The following is a 17728-nucleotide window of genomic DNA, read 5'->3' as shown; positions in this document are numbered from 1 at the left end:
ATGACTGAATCAAGATTTTTTAAACCAATTCATTCCAGCATTAATACTACTCCCCGTAAGAAACCATTAAAAAGAATTAATTTTAATGAATCGGATACTAAAGCACCAACTCCAATGGAAATCTTGTTCTTATTTATTAACTACTTAGTGCTTATTTTTTGAGCAATTATTATCTTATTTCCAGTATTTTCGCTCATTACCGCATCGTTTAACGTTAACAACCCACGGATTATTGCTATTGTTCCATTTAAGTTTGGACTTGATAATTTTAATTACTTATTCACTTCGCCACGAAGTTTGTTTGGAACTTGATATAAAAACACTCTTTTAATCGCTGGACTAACTATGATTTTTGCAACATCCGGAGTGGCATTAAATGCATATGCATACTCACGCTTTAAGTTTGCCGGTTCTAAATATTCACTGGCAATTATTATGCTCTTACAAATGATTCCAGCAACTTCATCGCTAATTACCTTATTTATTATTGTTAAAATGGGAACTGCACTTGGAGCAAATCCTGTGTACATGCTCATTGTTATTTATACAGGTGGAGCGATTTCATCCAACACTTTTATGCTTAAAAGTTATTTAGATACAGTCTCATCTGAATTAGATGATTCAGGAAAAGTGGATGGATGTACAAACTGAGGATTGTTCTTTAAAATTTTACTTCCAGTAATTAGACCTTCACTAATTATGGTGGCATTATGATCGTTCTTAATTCCGTTTACTGACGTTATCTTACCAAGATTTGTTCTTTTTGAAAACGAAACCAAAACACTAGCTGTTGGATTACTCACTCTGATTGAAACCGAACCAAAACACATTAACTTTGGAGCTTATTTAGCTGGTTCGCTCCTTGCTTCAATTCCAGCGTTTGCACTATTTATGTATTTGCAAAAATTCATTGTTGGAGGACTTTCAGAAGGAGCTGTTAAAGGATAATTATGATTAAAAATATTTTTAAAAAATCGCACGTATCTCAACCAAATGAACATATTGATCCAGAATATAACTTTGAAACAATTGATCTTGATAAAATGATCACTCAATTAGGTGAAATTACCAACACTAACAATGGTGCTCATATTAAGCTAGTTAATTTGTCAAAAAAATATGAAGGAAACGAAAAATACACCCTTAAGGATATTAATTTAGAAATCAAACCAGGTTCATTTTGTATTTTTCTTGGCCCAAGTGGATGTGGTAAAACTACCTTATTAAGAATGATTGCCGGACTTAACTCAATTACTTCAGGAGATTTATTATTCAATAATAAAAGATATAATAACTTACTTCCTAATGAGCGTAATATTGCTATGGTATTCCAATCGTATGCTCTTTATCCACATATGAACGTGTATAACAACATTTCGTTTGGGCTTAGAATTGCTAAAGAACGGAAAGATATCATCGATCGTCGGGTAAAAGATGTTGCTAAAATTCTCAAAATTGAAGATTATTTATATCGTAAACCAAGAGACCTATCTGGAGGTCAAAGACAAAGGGTAGCTATTGGTCGGGCAATTTCGCGGAAACCTTTGGTCTTTTTAATGGACGAACCACTTTCAAACCTTGATGCTAAATTACGTGAAAGCATGAGGAGAGAAATTGTTTCTATTCATAGATTGCTCAAAACCACTAGTATTTACGTTACTCACGATCAACTTGAAGCTATGACTATGGGTGATCAAATTGTTGTCTTTAACGATGGTTCAATTCAACAAAGCGGAAACGGAAGAGAACTTTACTTTAAACCAGCTAATTTATTCGTAGCTAAATTTATCGGTTCACCAACTATGAACACATTTGACGCAATTTTTGAAAATGGTAAACTAGTTTCAAGTGATAAAAGTTTAAGCATTGAAATTAATCCTCAAACTGCTTCATTACTGCACCCTGACCAAGAACTTGTGGTCGGATTTAGAAGTGAAGATATTAAAATTTCGTCAATCCATGAGCAAAACAGCACTCAAGCAATTGTTTTTAACATTGAGCTAATTGGTAAAGATCAATTAATTTTAGCTAAAATTAATGAAACACTAGAGTTTATTATTACTGCACCAAACAACGAAGAGTATGAACTTTATCAAAAAATCCAACTCAAATTTGATAATTCTCGTGTCCATATTTTTGATAAAGTTACTCAGAAAAGAATTAACTAATGAATTGATTTGTTAACTACCAACAACGGAAAATTTTAGTGTTAATTTCACTTATTTTTGGTGTGGTTGTTCTAATTTTGCTTGGATTGTTAATTAGCAAATTTTATGGTCGAATTACATTTGAACGAGAGTGATTAACTGAACGATTAAAAGATGAACTAAAGGATAAAAGTCAAGCTGAATTTGCTACAATTTTAGATCAACGTTCAACTAGTTTTCAACTTAAAACCATCTTTTTAGTATTAGTTTCAATTGCTATTAGTTCTCTTTTAATTAGTGTGTTCTTATCAAGTCTTGCTTTATACGGACTATTTAGCAATCGTTTTAATGGAAATAAAATCATTAGATATAATGTTTGATTTGTACTTATTGCATTTGTGATGATCTTCTTTATTGTTGCGCTCCAACCAATTGAGCTTACCATTGCTCGAACAGTTAATATTAGTGGAAGAAATGTTAATATTACCCAATCTAGCGACCGGATCAATTATTCACTTGCATGAGCTTCAATGTTTATTTCCTTTGCAATAATGATTATTTTAATTAATTCACGCTTAAAATATGGGTTTTTAAGCAAAGACATTATTTTAAAACGCAAATTCAAACCAATTGCATAAACATAAAAACCACAAAAAACGAACAAAATGAATTTGTTCGTTTTTAAATAATAGTAATTTAGTTAGAATTAATTCGATCGATTTCGACCGAATTAAAATAAAGTATAATTTATTTATAATCAAGAAAAGCAGTTATTAAACCTAGTAATATTACAATTGTATGCTTTTAGGTTTAATAATCTTTTTATTTATTTTTTACCAAAAGACACAAAATAAGGAACAAAATGAAGGAACTTTTTTCTCAAATTAATTTAGCAAATAAACATACTATTAAAAATAGAATTGCAATGGCACCTATGACTACTTATTCTTCAAATGATGATTTAACCATTTCTGATCAAGAGATAGAATACTATAAACATAGAAATAACCAAGTTGGATTATTAATCACTGGATGTACCTTTGTTTCAGAAAACGGAATTGGATTTACCAATCAATTTGCCGGATATGACGATAAATTTATCCCTAGTTTAAGTCAATTAGCTCAAGTAACTAAAGCAGGTGGAGCAAAAGCTATTTTACAAATTTTCCACGCGGGAAATAAAGCTCCTTCTAAGCTTGTTCAGGATATTGTTTCTGCAAGTAATGTAGCTCCAGCAAATAGCAATTTAAAAGTTAGAGAATTAAGTGAGCAAGAAATTCAACAAATAATCCAAGATTTTGGGCACACAACCCGCAGAGCAATTCAGGCCGGATTTGATGGAATTGAAATACATGGAGCTCATGGATTTTTAATTCAAAACTTTTTATCACCTTATTTTAACAAACGAAACGATCAATGAGGTGGTAGCATACAAAATCGCATGCGTTTTGCTTTAGAAATTGTAAAACAAGTTAAACAAGTAGTTGAGCAAGAAAATAAAAAAGACTTTATTATCGGATACCGGATTTCTCCAGATGAACCAATTGAAAATGGGTTAAAAGTTATCGATACTTTACAACTTACCGAAAAATTAGTTAATTTAGGAGTTGATTATATTCATACATCACTTTTTCAAGCATATCAATCAAAACCTCAAGGATATGAAAAAACTTATGTTGAATTATTTGCTCAACAAATTAATCAACGTGCAACATTAATTAGTGCTGGACAAATTCAAACGCCAGATCAAGCAAAGCAAGTTTTAAATTTAGGAGCTGATTTGGTTGCTTTAGGACAAGTTTTAATTACTGATCCAGATTGAATTAAAAAAACTCTTTCAGGGAATGAAGATCAAATTGAACATGCTCTTTCTTGCAAGAAAGTTAAGGAATTAAAACTACCAGATTTAATGTGAGAAAAAATTCAAAAAACACCAGGATGATTTGAAATTAAAGATTAATAAAAATTAAAAATGTTCATTTTTCGAAATAAAAAATTCAGTTGTTCAGCAAATTGCCGACAACTGAAAATTAAACAAAATATATTTACTATTTCTTTTGTAAATATTAATTTCTTTATTCTAATTCTTTATTTTCAGCTATTGTTTTCTTAATTAGATCGATTTTTTCTTTTGAATAAGGTTCTATAATCGTTTTTATAAAAAGCTCTGAAGCATTTGAAGGAATTTTTATTGATGTAAAAATATCTAACAAAGTACTTAGTTTCTCATTATCTCTTTTGTCTTGGAATTCATCAAATTTTTTGTCAAAATTTACTCCAAAGTAATGTTCTAAAGATTCTTGTCTTATAATTCCTTCTTTATCTTTTTGAAGAAAACCTGTTGTAGACATTATTCTGACATAAGCTTGATAAAATCTTTTTAAATCATTTACTGTTGGATTTGGTTTTTCATAGTCTTCGATTAAATTACTCTCTTTTTCTACTTTCTTTATTGGTTCTTCTTTTTTTGTTTCGCAAGACATAGCAATAACAGTAGGAATTAATGTAATTGGTAAAATAGTTAATCCTTTAAATAATTTTTTCATATAAATGCCTTTCATATTGATTTTCTAATATTATATTATTATTTTTTATTTTAATAATAAAAAACGTTTATTTCATTCTAATGATTTTCAATTCGATCGATTTCGATCGAATTGAAACAAAATATTAGTTAAATTTACAGAAAAAGTGCTTAATTTCATAAAGCACTTTTTTAATTCTTTATAAAATATAATTAATAACATTTAATCAATATTAATAATTTAAAGAGTCCAAATGATTAAAAAATGAACATTAGAAGATGATGTTAACGATTATGTGAAAAATCAATTAGAAAGCTAATTGATTATAATGTTTCTTCTTCTATGTCTAAGCGTATGAGGGATGCACTTTGCGGAAGTTCAAAAACTGAAAATAAAACCGGAGTCGGTGAACCTGATTTACACATAGAGAAATACAAAATTCCAGTTATTTTTGAGAATAAGCTTTATTCTAAAAAATTAATTGACAAAAACAAAGAAGGAATTAGCGAAGATGCTAGTTCAATTCGAAACTTTGCTGTCAATGGGGCATTGTATTATGCCAAAGAAATGATAGAAAGCAATCTTTATAAAGAAGTTATTGCTATTGGTGTAGCAGGTAATAGCGATGAAGATGCACAAATACAGGTGTATTATGTACATGGTCCATCAATGAAAATCGCAAAATTAATGTCTCAATACACTAATCTAGGTTTTCTTGAAAACGACAAAACCTTTGATAATTTTTATGAAGATGCAATCTTAAGTGAAAAAGAAAAACACCAATTAATCATCAGTAGTAAGAAAATATTAAAAGAATATTCAACTAAGCTAAATAAATTAATGCACAATCTTAGTATTACAGCCTCACAAAGAGTTTTATATGTTTCAGGAATGCTTTTATCAATGCAGGATGTTATTCGTGATGATGGTTCATCTCTATTAGAAGGATTGGTTCCTGATAAGCTCAAAGGACATTCACCCGAAACTGATCAACGTGATGGAAAAATGATTGTTGGACATATTAAAGAGTTTTTAAATCAAAGAAATATTGACAGTGATAAAAAAGAGCTTATGCTAGCTTCGTTTTCGGAAATTTCAAAAGATAAGCAAAGAGATTTGCTCATTGATAGTGACGAACTAGTTTCTAATTTTCTACCATTTAAAAGTAGCAAAAATAAACAAATTTTTACTTTTATTTATGAATACATTTTCAAACAAATTAACAATATTTCTCGCAACATTGATATTGTTGGAGAAATGTATTCAGAGTTTTTAAAATATGCTTATGGAGACGGAAAAGAAATCGGAATTGTTCTTACACCCCCTTACATTACTCAGTTAATGGCTGAAATTATAAATGTTAGCGAAGAAAATAAGGTAATGGATTTAGCGGCTGGTTCGGGGGGATTTTTAATCAGTAGTATGAACATGATGATTGATAGTGCTGAACGAAAATACGGTAAAGGAACAACTAAAGCTAAAAACAAAATTCTCGAAATTAAAAAGAAAAGACTTTTGGGTGTTGAATTAAATGCTGAAATGTACACACTAGCCGCCACAAACATGATTCTTCGTGGTGATGGCTCAAGCAACATTCAAAAAGGAGATACTTTTAACACTCCAGAAGAGCTTTATATTAACTTTAAAGCTGACCGTTTGTTGTTAAATCCTCCTTTTTCGTTTGAAGAAAATGGAATGCCCTTTTTGAAATTTGGATTAGAAAGAATGCAAAAAGGTGGATTGGCCGCAATTATTATCCAAGATAGTGCAGGAACTGGCAAAGCTCGTGTTTCTAACAAAATAATTCTAAAAAACAACACATTACTTGCAAGTATCAAAATGCCAGTTGATTTATTCCAACCAATGGCTGGAGTTGCAACTAGTATTTATATATTTCAAGCTGGCATACCACATGATTTTAACAAGACTGTTAAGTTTGTTGATTTTAGAAAAGATGGTTATAAAAGAACAGATAGAGGAATTAGGGAAATAGATCGACCCGAAGAAAGATATAGAGCATTGATTGATATTTATAAAAATGGGCTATTAGCAAAAGTCGACCCTGAATTATTTAATATAAAAGAAATTTATGTTGAGGATTTTATTACTCAAAGTGGAGAAGACTGAAATTTTGATCAGCATAAAAAAGTAGAATTAAAACCCAATTTAAGTGATTTTAAGAAAACGATTGCTGATTTTCTTTCTTGGGAAGTACAAAAGATCTTTCAAAGTAATGCATTGAGAGATGAAAACTTAAAAAAGTAGATACCTCACTGAATCAAATGTTACAAGTTGCTCAGTGAGGTGAATATAAACTTGAAGATTTATTTCATATTAAGTCAAGCAAAAAAATATTCCACGCGAACGCTATTAAAATATACAATAAACAAATCCAAGACTCATTACCTTACATAACAAGAACTGAGAAGAATAACGGAGTAAGGGGATTTATCAAAGAAAGTCCAGAATATAGTAACCCTGAAAATTCAATTTCGTTTGGGAAAGACACTTTTAGAGTTTTTTATCAAAATGAAAGGTTTTTTACTGGCAACAATATTAATGTTTTAATTGCCAAATTTTCTCAGTCAAAGAAAAATATCCTGAGATTTATTACCTTATGTATTCAAAGAGCTGTTGATGAGTTTAAATGAGGAAAAAACTTTGATCTTGACGATATTAAAAATGTAAATATTCTTCTTCCGTTAAAAAACAACAAAATAGATTTCGAATTTATGGAAAGTTTTATAGAAAAAATTGAAACTGCAAAAATTATCCAACTAGAATCTTATTTAACTATTACAGGTTTAAAAGATTACTTATTAACTGAACAAGAAAATCTTTCCATAGAAAGATTGTTAGAAAATAAAAACGTTAAACCAATTGAGTGAAAAGAATTTAAAATATCTGATTTATTCTCAATTAAAAGCTCAATAGGATACGATGAAGGGTCGCTTAAATTTGTTGACAACAGCCTAAAAGCTTTTGAATTTATAGCAAGAACAAAAGTTAATTATGGAGTTAAAGGTTATATTGAAAAACAAGAAACTGAACCAAATGAAAAGGATGTGATATCAATAATTCAAATTGGTGATATTGTCGCACAAATTAGAAAAAATGAATGATATTCAAGTCAAAATATTTTTATTCTTAAACCTCGTGATAAAAGACTACTTACTCAATTTGTTGTGTCGGCAATCAATAAAATGCTAGAAAGATATAGAGGCGGATATTCAAGTTATCCTACATTAAAAACATTAATCGAAGATAAAATCTGCCTACCGGTTCAAAATAATGAAATAGATTTTGAGTTTATGGAAAATTTAGTTTTTGCTCTTGAAAAGCAAATTATAAAAAATGTTATAGATTGAAAGGATCTCAAAATCAAATATTCTAAGCAAGCAATAGAGCAAAAATAGTTTATAAAAGATATTTAAAAGCACTGCACTTAAAAATTATTAAATGATAATTTTTAAGTGCGTTTTTATTGATTTTATTACTTAGGAGACAAAACTATCCATTATACATTTTTAAATGTATTAAAACTTAATTAATAAGAATTTACTATAATTTTTATTATGAAGTCAATTGGTTTTATAAATGGCAAAGTATATCTTTCAAACGCAAAATTTGCACAAGCTTTCTTAATTAAAGAACATAAATTTTTAACAGTAGGTTCAAATGATCAAATTTTAAACGAACAACCAGATCAAATTATTGATTTAAAAGGAAAAACAGTAATTCCTGGATTTATCGACAGTCATGTGCATTTCTTTTATTCAGCTAAATATGCTCATTATCTTAATATTGGATCTGCTAAAAATTTTGATGATATAGCTAGGTTAATTGATCAGTTTCAACAAAAACACAAGATCCAGAGCGATAGTGTTATTATTGGATATGGTTTAAACGAATTAAATTTACAAGAAGGAAAAATACCTAAACGAAAAGAATTAGATCAAATGCTAGAGAATGTGCCTTTATTTTTATGGAGAGGCGATTATCACTCAGGAGTTTGCAATACACAAGCTTTAAAAAGATTTGACCTATTTAAACAAAATGCCGTAAGTCCTGGTTCAATTATTGAACTAGACGAACAAGGATGGCCTACTGGTTTTGTTCGTGAGATGATCACATGAAGAATTGAAAAGCTTATTTCTAAATCAGATATTGAAAAAGAAGCTGCTTATCTTAAAAAATATGTCCAATATGCAAATGAAATAGGATTAACCGGAATTTATACTTGTGATTTAAGAAATGCGAATTGACAAAGTAGTCTCGAGCAAATTCAAATGCTTGAGAATGATTTAACTTTAGAAGTTTATCACCAACTTTGACTAACTGAAACAGAATGATTAAAAGATTTTCTTAGCAAAAAAGATCAAATTATTCTCCCTGATAATCATAAACTTGCCGCAATTAAGTTTTTTGCCGATGGAACAAATTATTCAAACACATCATCATTGAGTCAAGAACTAGCAACTAAATTCAATAAACAAAGCTTAAAGCCTTACACTGAAGAACGTGATTTTGAGCAATATGTAAGAGAACTTAATCAACTGGGGTTCGCTGTCACTACGCATGCAATTGGCGATCGGGCTATTGCTTCGGTCATTGAAAATTATCAAAAGGTTGATAAAACCAATCAAGCCAGAAATGCAATTATACATGCTTGTTATTTAAATAAAGACTTAATTAAGCAACTAGCACACAGCAATATTCCTGTTGGTTTTGAAATGTGCTCACTTAAAAATAACTTTGTCAGAGAATTAGATGAAAGTTTTTTACCATTTAAAACATGTCTTGATAATCAAGTCAATGTAGGAATGTCAACTGACCATTTAGTGTTTCCCTTAGAACCACTTAATAATGTTTATTGAGCGGTTAATCACCCCAATAAACAAGAGAGAGTAAGTATTTATCAAGCTATTGATGCATACACAAAAGGATCGGCATATTTTATGAATGCTGAAAAAATCATGGGTCAAATTAAAACAGATTATCTAGCTAATTTTGTGATTTATGAACAAGATATTTTTGATGTAAATCGCATAGAACAACTCAAAACCATTAAACCATTTCAAACATGATTTAGAGGAAAAGTTGTTTGATCAAACCAAAAATAAGAAGTTTTTAAAATATAGCAGGGTTAACCCTGCTATATTTTCATTTATCTTTTTAAAATCTTAGATTCATGTGGTGCAAGTAGGTTGGCTTTGCTAGAATTTATCAGCGAGCTAAATAATGTTTGGCATTCCTTATATTGGTTGAATTGATACGAATTATCGCTAAAATTGTGCATAACGACAATTTCAACATTATTATGGACTACTTTATAGATTATGAGTTTTTCTCCATAATCTACTTTAATAAATGATAATTTTTCATTTATTTGTTCAGGAGTAATTAAATTAAAGTGATCATATTGCAATTTAAAAGCATTTAAATTGCTCATAAATTGATAAATATGTTGTTTTATTTGTTTATTATTTAAATTATTTCATTTTAAACCATTAACATAATCAGAGGTTTTATATGAATTTTCATGCACAGAATTTTGATCGGGTTTTAAGTTTAAAAAATCATCAATGTTCATGGGGTGACATTTATGTGGATCATCACCAGTGATATCACATGGTTTGCTATGAAGTAGTTCGGTTCCAGCTAAAATTAGTTTTCTTCCTTGGGTTGTATAAAGCATAATTAAAGCTTTTCGATACATTTCAAGCAAGCTAACAAAATCATTAGTTTGTGCATGTACAGCAATTTTATCTCAAAGTGTCAAACCATCATGGCAGGCCACATATGCTAAATTTGTGGTTGTATCTTTATTAAAGAGATCATAAAAATAAGTTGAATGCTCAATATCTCCTCAATTATAATTTTTAATATTGCCAGGGATTGACGAGACATATACTTGAAATGCTTGATAGGTATTTTGAAAAATTAAACCTTTTTTCTCTTTTTCTCCTTCATAGCATGTAATTGAATTTCTTAATGAATCATTAAAATATCCAAATTCAAAATTATTTGAATTATAACCTTTGATATAAGTGCTCTTAAATTCTAAATCTGAATAAGGCCAAGCTTCACCATGTAAAATGATGTTTGGCTTGATTTTTCTCAATTCTTGAGCAATTACTTCGTGCGTTTCCTTATCAAAAAAACTTGATAAATCAAAGCGAAAACCATCAACATCAAAATATTGGACAAAGTATTTTAAAACATCAATCATTAACTTACGAGTCATAGTTCTTTGAGTTGCCAGAGGTGGTTGATCTACAGGATGAACCTTAGCATTTTCTCGGAAATAATAACCAGGAAGAATGTTGTTTAAAATATCGTTATGAAATAAATGGTTGAAAACAACATCTAAAATAATCCCAATTCCATTTTTATGAGCTTGATTAACAAATTCACTAAATTCTTTAATTCTTGCTAATGAATCTCTTGGATTGGATGAATAAATTCCGTTTATAGTGAAATAATTATGTGGATCATACCCTCAGTTATAATTAGTATTTCATCCTTGTCCTTGACCATGTTGAATAATGCTTTGATCAAATTCATTAACCATATAAGTACTTTGAATTGGAAGTAATTGCACGTGAGTGAAATTAAGCTCATTGAGATTTTGAAAAATATTAGCTTGCAGAGCTGCCTGAAAAGTTCCTTTAGAAGTTGAAAAATTTTGCTCAAGCAAACTAGTATAATCACGAATGTGTAATTCATAAATAATTGCTTGATTATTGTGAATGATTTTGTTTTTTAATTGAACAGGTTTGGCAATTTCTTTGTTGGGATCAAAAATAAAACCTTTTCCAACTTTTTCCTTAGAATGATTAAACGGTGCCATTGATTTAGCATATGGATCAAGGGCAAAAGTTTGAGTATTATCCTGATGAGTGATTTTAAATTGATAATAAGTGTATTGAAAACTTGAATCAAGTAAGATTATCCAAATTGATTCTTGTTTATTCATTGATAATTCAACACATTCATTTGAATTAATATCTTTAAAAATTAAGATATTAACATTTTTAGCTAGTGGTTGCCATAACTTGATTTGAATTTGTTCATTTAAAAAGACCACACCTAAATCATTGTGTTGATAAGCGAATTGTTGATCAAATTGTTTAATTTGACCATCAGATAATGTTTTAAAATTCATAGCAATATAAATTGTATTCTTTTACTTATTCAATTAAGATGAATTCTTGAATATACAAGCAAAAGCAAAAATATAGGCAATTACAAAAATATCAAAAAATGATAATTTTTATGATTACGTTTCCATACTTTTTTTGTGGAAAATTTTTCCATTTTGACATTTATTTTGAATTGTCAAATATAATGAATTCAATATGAGAAAAGTAGGAGTAGTTTCTTATTCTTTAGTACTTATTTATAGCATCAAAATTAAAGGAGATTTTGGCAAAATATTCATTAAACTTTGTTCTAAAAATATACATATTAATGAGCAAAATATCTTAACAAAACAAATATTTATAAATTATCATAAACTTTTACCACCATAAAATGTGGAGAAAATAGACCCATACCTTAACTTTAAGTTTTGGTCATTAAAGTTAATTTAATTATTAAACTACAATTCAATCAGTTTAAATATCTTAATTAGATAAATTTTTAAAAAAGTCAAAAATAGTTTTTTAACTAATATTAGTAAAAATACTCAAATTGTACTGGTATTGATAATTTTTATTAATATTTCTAGGTTTAATTACCAAGAAAATTTTGTGTTTATTTAACTCAAAATAAATTAATAATTTTTAATATTAAAAGATCGTAAGGATAAAAATGAAAAGAAAAAGAATATTATTTTCTCTTGGTGCCTTTTTACTATTAGGTACTACCTTTGGAATTGCATTTCAAACAGCAAAAACCATTTATCAAAATCAAATTAGTTTATCTGAAAATTCACCCAATCAATCTTATCTGCAAAATCAAGAGTATAAATCACAAAATAAGGCAGATAATTTAAGAGTCAAAGATCTAACAAACGGAACCAATCATTTACAGTTTCTTGTTCAAGAATTACAAGAACTTAATTTATCAAATAAAAATTTAAATGACATTGAAATAAATGAACAAAATATCTCTAAGAATGGATATAAAGCTTTCGAAGAGCAAGTTTTAGCTTTAAAAAGAAATTTAGTGAAAAAAGCAACAGCTTTTAATCAAACGCTAAAAACCCTTTTAGATAAAAACGATCAGAATTTAAGTCAAGAAACTCAACAAGGAATTACTAATTCACTAAATAAAGGGAAAACAATAGTAGATTCATTAAATAAAACCAAATTTAATGATAATGAAAGTATGATTAAAGCTCTGAAAGCTATCAAAAAAGCTCAAAATACTTATTTAAACCAATTCAGTAACATCATCACCTTATTGTTTAACCAAATTAATCAATATAGCCAAGAAATTAATGATCTTAAAAAACAAATTTCACAGCGTGATAATAAAATTAAAGAATTTGCTCAAAAATTAATTAAAAATCTAAGATTTAATATAAGATTAATTACTCAATTTAAAAAGACACTAAATAGTTATGACGACTTTCATCTTGAAGAAATTGATCAAGTTGAAAACAAGAAAATTAAAAATAAAGTCAAAACAGTATTAAAACTTTTGAATTCAAAAGAAGATACTTTTAGTGATTATTTAGATGCAATGATTGACTCATTAGATAAAGCCCAAGAAGTCAATGATTACTCGAATGTTAAAAGTTATGATTTATACAGTGTAAACAAGGGATTTGAAAGAATTGTTAAAGAATACGAATTAGTTAGAGTTTCAATCATTTCTTTATTAACTAAAAAAGATCAAGAAAAAAGTACACAAATTTTAAATCAAGCTCAACATATTAAAGAATTAGAATTTGAAAGCCAAAATCTTCAAACTCGAATCAATGATTTAAATAATCAAAAAACAGCATTAGAAGAAAGTTTTGCTAAAAATAACCAAAACTTAATAAGTACTTTAGTTTTAATATTGGACAATCAAATTAGTGCTTTAACTCAAATCAAAACTACAATTCAAGATTCACAAATTGAAAATGCAACTAACTTAGCAAATAGTTTGCAAGAACAAATTGATATTTTATTAGAACTTAAAAACAAACACAATCCTGATGACTATACACAAACCTATACCCAATCAGTGAATCAAGCCTTAAACTCAGCTCAAAAAGTTATTGATCAATATAAACAAAGTGTTCTTAATTCATTTAAAGAAGAATATCAAATAACTTTAAATGATCTAAAAACCACTCAAGAACAATTACAAAGAACCCAAGTTGAACTTACATCAAAAAACCAAGAACTTTTAAGTACTCAAAACTTGTTAGTTCAAACTGAAAATGAGTTATCTCAAACCAGAACTACATTAGAAAAGACTCAAGAATCTTTACAAACAGTTCAAACAAAAATAAGTGATTTGAATACTCAAGTGTTAAATAGCAAAGAAAAAGCTAAGTCAACTTATGATTTTGCGAAAGAAATATACAATAATATCAAATCCAAAGCAACCACTTTTGTTGCTCAAGCAGATTCAAATACTGATACTTCACAATTAAATACACAATTAAGTCAAGCATTGCCTGAATTTGACGAAAACTCAACACTTGATCAAATGCAAGCAAGCGTTAAAGCTTTAATTGATATGTCAACTCAATTAAGTAATGTGTTTAACAATGCTTATCAAGATAGTTTTAATAAAAAATCAGAACAATTAAATACCACTCTTAATTCTCTTAATAATGGGAATAAAGTCCTACAAATCGATATAAATAACTTAAATCAAAAGTTAAATACTTTTTTAAATACATTAATCAGTATCAAAGATTCAGTCTTTAGAGAATATCAAAGTCAAATATTTAGAGCACAAAGAATTAGAAACCAAGCTAGACAATGACAAATTAACACTAGTAATTTAGAAGGATTACTTGCTTTACAAGATTTAGCATCATCTAATAAATTGGATCAACAAATACAAATTATTAAAGAATATACAGATAGAATTAATAATTTATCTAGTGAAATATCAAAAATCCAAGGTAAAATTATTGATAAGACCAAAGAACAACTATCTAAAATGATTGAAAAACGTGATGAATATAAAAATAAATATGATAACGAAAAACTAATAAATGAAGATAATTTAAATACGATTTTATCATTAAATCAAAATATAAAAACCTTAAAAGATCAATTTAACAATATAAAAGTTGAAAAAAATCAAAAAGAAGAACAAAACAAAAAACTAGCAAATCAATTAGATAATTCTAAATTGAAATTAAAAGAGATGACATCTAAGTACCTAGAATTTAAAAACTTAATTCTAAATTCAAATGTATATAAGATAGTAGAAAAGATTGAAAGTAATACTTATCATGTAGAAAACCCTGCAACAGGATACACAACTTCTGATGACTGAAAAAAATATGGTAAATATTTCAAGTCATTAAAAAGATTTCTAACTCCAGACACATTTAATGTTATTAATCAAATTAAAGTTTTTAAATCTCTAAAAAATTCTTTTGATACATTTAAAGTTAAGATTGCTTATATTGATCCAAAAATATCTGATAGTATTCAATATAAAAACGTGACAATCAAACCCAATGAGACAACTAACGGGAACGCACAAGTAATTGAATTATCTAATTGAGAAAGTGAAAATGGTGCTCAGTTAAGAGAAATTATTGTTGTCAAAAATATTGGTGATAACAAATATGAATTTACAAACATTGTTGCTACTATCGAAAGTTGAGGAGTTAATGATGCTTATTATGACTATAACCCAGACAATTATGATCCTGAAACACGCCACCCTATAATTCGTTCAAAAACGCCTAAACTAATGATTTCTGTTCAAGTACTGGATGAATAATACTAAAAGAAAAATAATTGAATTGGTAATTAATATGTTTTTTAAGTATAAAAAAGCAAAATCATTACTATTTTTAATTTCTAGTTTAGTGTTTACAACACCATTCATTTTTTCGGCATTATTATCTTGTGCAGATAACTCAAAAGCTCTAAAAGAAAAAAATATTATTCCTGTTAATTCATTAAAAGAACCTAAAAAAATAACTCCGATTACACTGACAGAAGAAGATATTTTAAATGAATGAAAAGCAAATGAAGTATCCTTAAATCAATGAAAAATAGAATTGAATAAAATAATTTTAGATAGTCAAAACCTTCCCTTATCAAAAGAATTTTTAGAGTTTTTAAATAAGCTAATTTCTTTAGTAAATAATACAAAAAGCAATAGTGATTTTCATGAGATTTATTTCCAAATAAACCCAGACGGAATAGTGAGTAACTACAAAACCTGAAAAAAAGAATTCTTGAATTCTAATGAATTAATTTCTAGCTCTCAAGATAAACAAGAATGAGCTAAAATATTTTCAAAAAAATCAATGCTCATTAAAGAAAAGGCTTCAATTTTTGAAGGATTATATTCCAAGGATATTGCAAATATATTAAAAGATTTTTATATTTATAAATTAAAACAACAAATTAATTTATATGAAGAACATCCATATTATTTACAACCTCTTGAACGATTAAAAAAATGTTATTTTTTTATCAAAATAATCAAAAAAGAGGTATTTTTCAATGAGGAATTGATAAAAACAATAAGTTTTCTTTAGAGCCAAGCAAGTACTATAGTGGAAACTATAGTTATGCTTTAATCAATGATGAATATATTGTCAAGTGACTTAAATATTACCAACGTTGAAATTGAGTCTTTGTTAAAGATAATGATAAAATTTCTAAAATTGAAGATAAGGATATTCAAGCTTTACAAATTGAGCAAGAATATAAAAACAATCCAATTATAAGCGAATATATCAAAAGACAAATCAATTTTCAGCCAGATAAATATAATGAATTTTTACAAATCAATCTAATAAATCCGGAAAAAGTAGATTATAAACAATATAATGAAGCTCACAACAGTCTCGATAAATTTTATCATTCTGAAAGTTACAAAAAATTCAATGACCAACAAGAAAAAATCATTAATGAAATTAATAAGCTTAAAAAAACGGAATACATTTTTCAAAAAACTAAAATACTAGAAAATAAAACTTTTAAAATAGGTGATAAAAAATACACTTTTTTTGCTGATGTTTCAATTCCAAGTATGAACTATGTAAAATACTATAAATATCAAAAATATATAGAAATTCCGCGAAGTCCCATTTCTTTGGCAAACTATAATATTTACAATAATTTACTTTTTAAAGAACCTAACTTATTTTCCGACGGAAACTACAAAAGTGAAACAACTGAATTAATTAACCCAAAGCATGTCAGAAAAGAAGATGAAGATTTCATAGTAGATTATTCTTCTAAATTAACCGAACAAGAAGCTCAAAAGCTTGGTAAAGATCCTTGAATTAACCCAATTCCAGAGTACAAAAAATGATTTAGTAAATGAAAAGAAGTTTTACCAAATATTATCAATAAGAATTGAGACGATAAAACCAAAATCAAAGCGATCGCTTATTATATCGCTACAAACACAACTTATTTAGCTCCTGTTGATAAAAATTTTAACTACAATGGATATGGATTTTACAATCCTGCTCAAATATTTACTAATGATCCAGAAATTCAATGTGTAGGATATAGTATGAACTTAGCGGCTGCACTTACAATTTTAAATATTCCTGTACGAATTATGACTGGAGAATATTTAGGAGAAGACTTAGCAACAATATCTAATTCAGGACATGCTTGAAACGAAGTTAAAGTTGATGGGAGATGAAAAGCAATTGATTTAACTAATTGAGATAGCTATGAAATTAATAATACATTCGAACTAAAGGATGATACAGATTTATTTTTAGAACGCAATTCGGAGTGAATGAATCAATTTAGACTTAAATTAAGTTCCTATGAAACCACCATAATGTTTTATCAAAATCCTAAAGAATATGAATACCAAGATTTACCGGATAGTCTTTAGAATTCTAACAAAATTTACAACCAATACAATTTAAATGTATTGGTTTTTATA

The 17728-nt window shown here is 27.7% G+C and carries 12 protein-coding genes; 10 read left to right on the top strand and 2 right to left on the bottom strand.

The features are described from left to right. The 4 genes from NPA11_RS03205 (at position 1) to NPA11_RS03190 (ending at position 4107) form a co-directional block, all read left to right on the top strand. A complete protein-coding gene (locus NPA11_RS03205; protein WP_257043481.1) occupies positions 1–948 on the top strand; it encodes a sugar ABC transporter permease in 948 nt (315 codons plus the stop codon). A gap of 2 nt (positions 949–950) precedes the next feature. Beyond that, a complete protein-coding gene (locus tag NPA11_RS03200; RefSeq protein ID WP_257043480.1) occupies positions 951–2168 on the top strand; it encodes an ABC transporter ATP-binding protein in 1218 nt (405 codons plus the stop codon). Then, positions 2168–2785, top strand: a complete 618-nt coding sequence (locus NPA11_RS03195) for a hypothetical protein (protein WP_257043478.1) — start codon at positions 2168–2170, stop codon at positions 2783–2785. The genes NPA11_RS03200 and NPA11_RS03195 overlap by 1 nt, the downstream gene beginning before the upstream one ends. A 224-nt stretch (positions 2786–3009) precedes the next feature. Then, complete coding sequence (locus tag NPA11_RS03190; protein ID WP_257043477.1) at positions 3010–4107, top strand: NADH-dependent flavin oxidoreductase; 1098 nt, start codon at positions 3010–3012, stop codon at positions 4105–4107. A 115-nt stretch (positions 4108–4222) separates the two neighbouring features. Here the strand turns inward: NPA11_RS03190 and NPA11_RS03185 are convergent, their stop codons facing one another. After that, a complete protein-coding gene (locus tag NPA11_RS03185; protein ID WP_257043476.1) occupies positions 4223–4693 on the bottom strand; it encodes a hypothetical protein in 471 nt (156 codons plus the stop codon). Between the two features lie 321 nt (positions 4694–5014). Here NPA11_RS03185 and NPA11_RS03180 point away from each other — a divergent pair, with 321 nt between their 5' ends. The 3 genes from NPA11_RS03180 to NPA11_RS03170 all read left to right on the top strand — a co-directional run bounded on the left by NPA11_RS03180 (position 5015) and on the right by NPA11_RS03170 (position 9795). Then, positions 5015–6937, top strand: a complete 1923-nt coding sequence (locus tag NPA11_RS03180; RefSeq protein WP_257043474.1) for a class I SAM-dependent DNA methyltransferase — start codon at positions 5015–5017, stop codon at positions 6935–6937. A 17-nt stretch (positions 6938–6954) separates the two neighbouring features. Then, positions 6955–8088 carry a restriction endonuclease subunit S gene (locus NPA11_RS03175; protein WP_257043473.1) on the top strand — a complete coding sequence of 378 codons (1134 nt, stop codon included), beginning with the start codon at positions 6955–6957 and terminating at the stop codon, positions 8086–8088. Between the two features lie 159 nt (positions 8089–8247). Beyond that, positions 8248–9795, top strand: coding sequence for an amidohydrolase (locus NPA11_RS03170; RefSeq protein ID WP_257043472.1), 1548 nt, complete (start codon positions 8248–8250; stop codon positions 9793–9795). A gap of 44 nt (positions 9796–9839) precedes the next feature. Here the strand turns inward: NPA11_RS03170 and NPA11_RS03165 are convergent, their stop codons facing one another. Next, positions 9840–11840, bottom strand: a complete 2001-nt coding sequence (locus NPA11_RS03165; RefSeq protein ID WP_257043471.1) for an alpha-amylase family glycosyl hydrolase — start codon at positions 11838–11840, stop codon at positions 9840–9842. 647 nt (positions 11841–12487) lie between these two features. On the opposite strand from NPA11_RS03165, the gene NPA11_RS03160 reads away from it, so the two are divergent. Genes NPA11_RS03160 through NPA11_RS03150 form a run of 3 tightly spaced genes read left to right on the top strand, consistent with a single transcriptional unit; the run spans position 12488 to position 17677 of the window. Then, a complete protein-coding gene (locus NPA11_RS03160) occupies positions 12488–15583 on the top strand; it encodes a hypothetical protein (RefSeq protein ID WP_257043470.1) in 3096 nt (1031 codons plus the stop codon). Continuing rightward, positions 15576–16352: a hypothetical protein gene (locus NPA11_RS03155; protein WP_257043469.1), complete on the top strand. Its 777-nt coding sequence runs from the start codon at positions 15576–15578 to the stop codon at positions 16350–16352. The genes NPA11_RS03160 and NPA11_RS03155 overlap by 8 nt, the downstream gene beginning before the upstream one ends. Beyond that, complete coding sequence (locus NPA11_RS03150; protein WP_257043468.1) at positions 16274–17677, top strand: transglutaminase-like domain-containing protein; 1404 nt, start codon at positions 16274–16276, stop codon at positions 17675–17677. The genes NPA11_RS03155 and NPA11_RS03150 overlap by 79 nt, the downstream gene beginning before the upstream one ends. Positions 17678–17728: the final 51 nt, after the last annotated feature.

The sequence above is a fragment of the Mycoplasma sp. 1578d genome (assembly GCF_024582695.1).
Lineage (GTDB): Bacteria > Bacillota_I > Bacilli_A > Mycoplasmatales > Metamycoplasmataceae > Mycoplasmopsis.
This window is presented reverse-complemented; position numbering and strand designations above follow the sequence as displayed.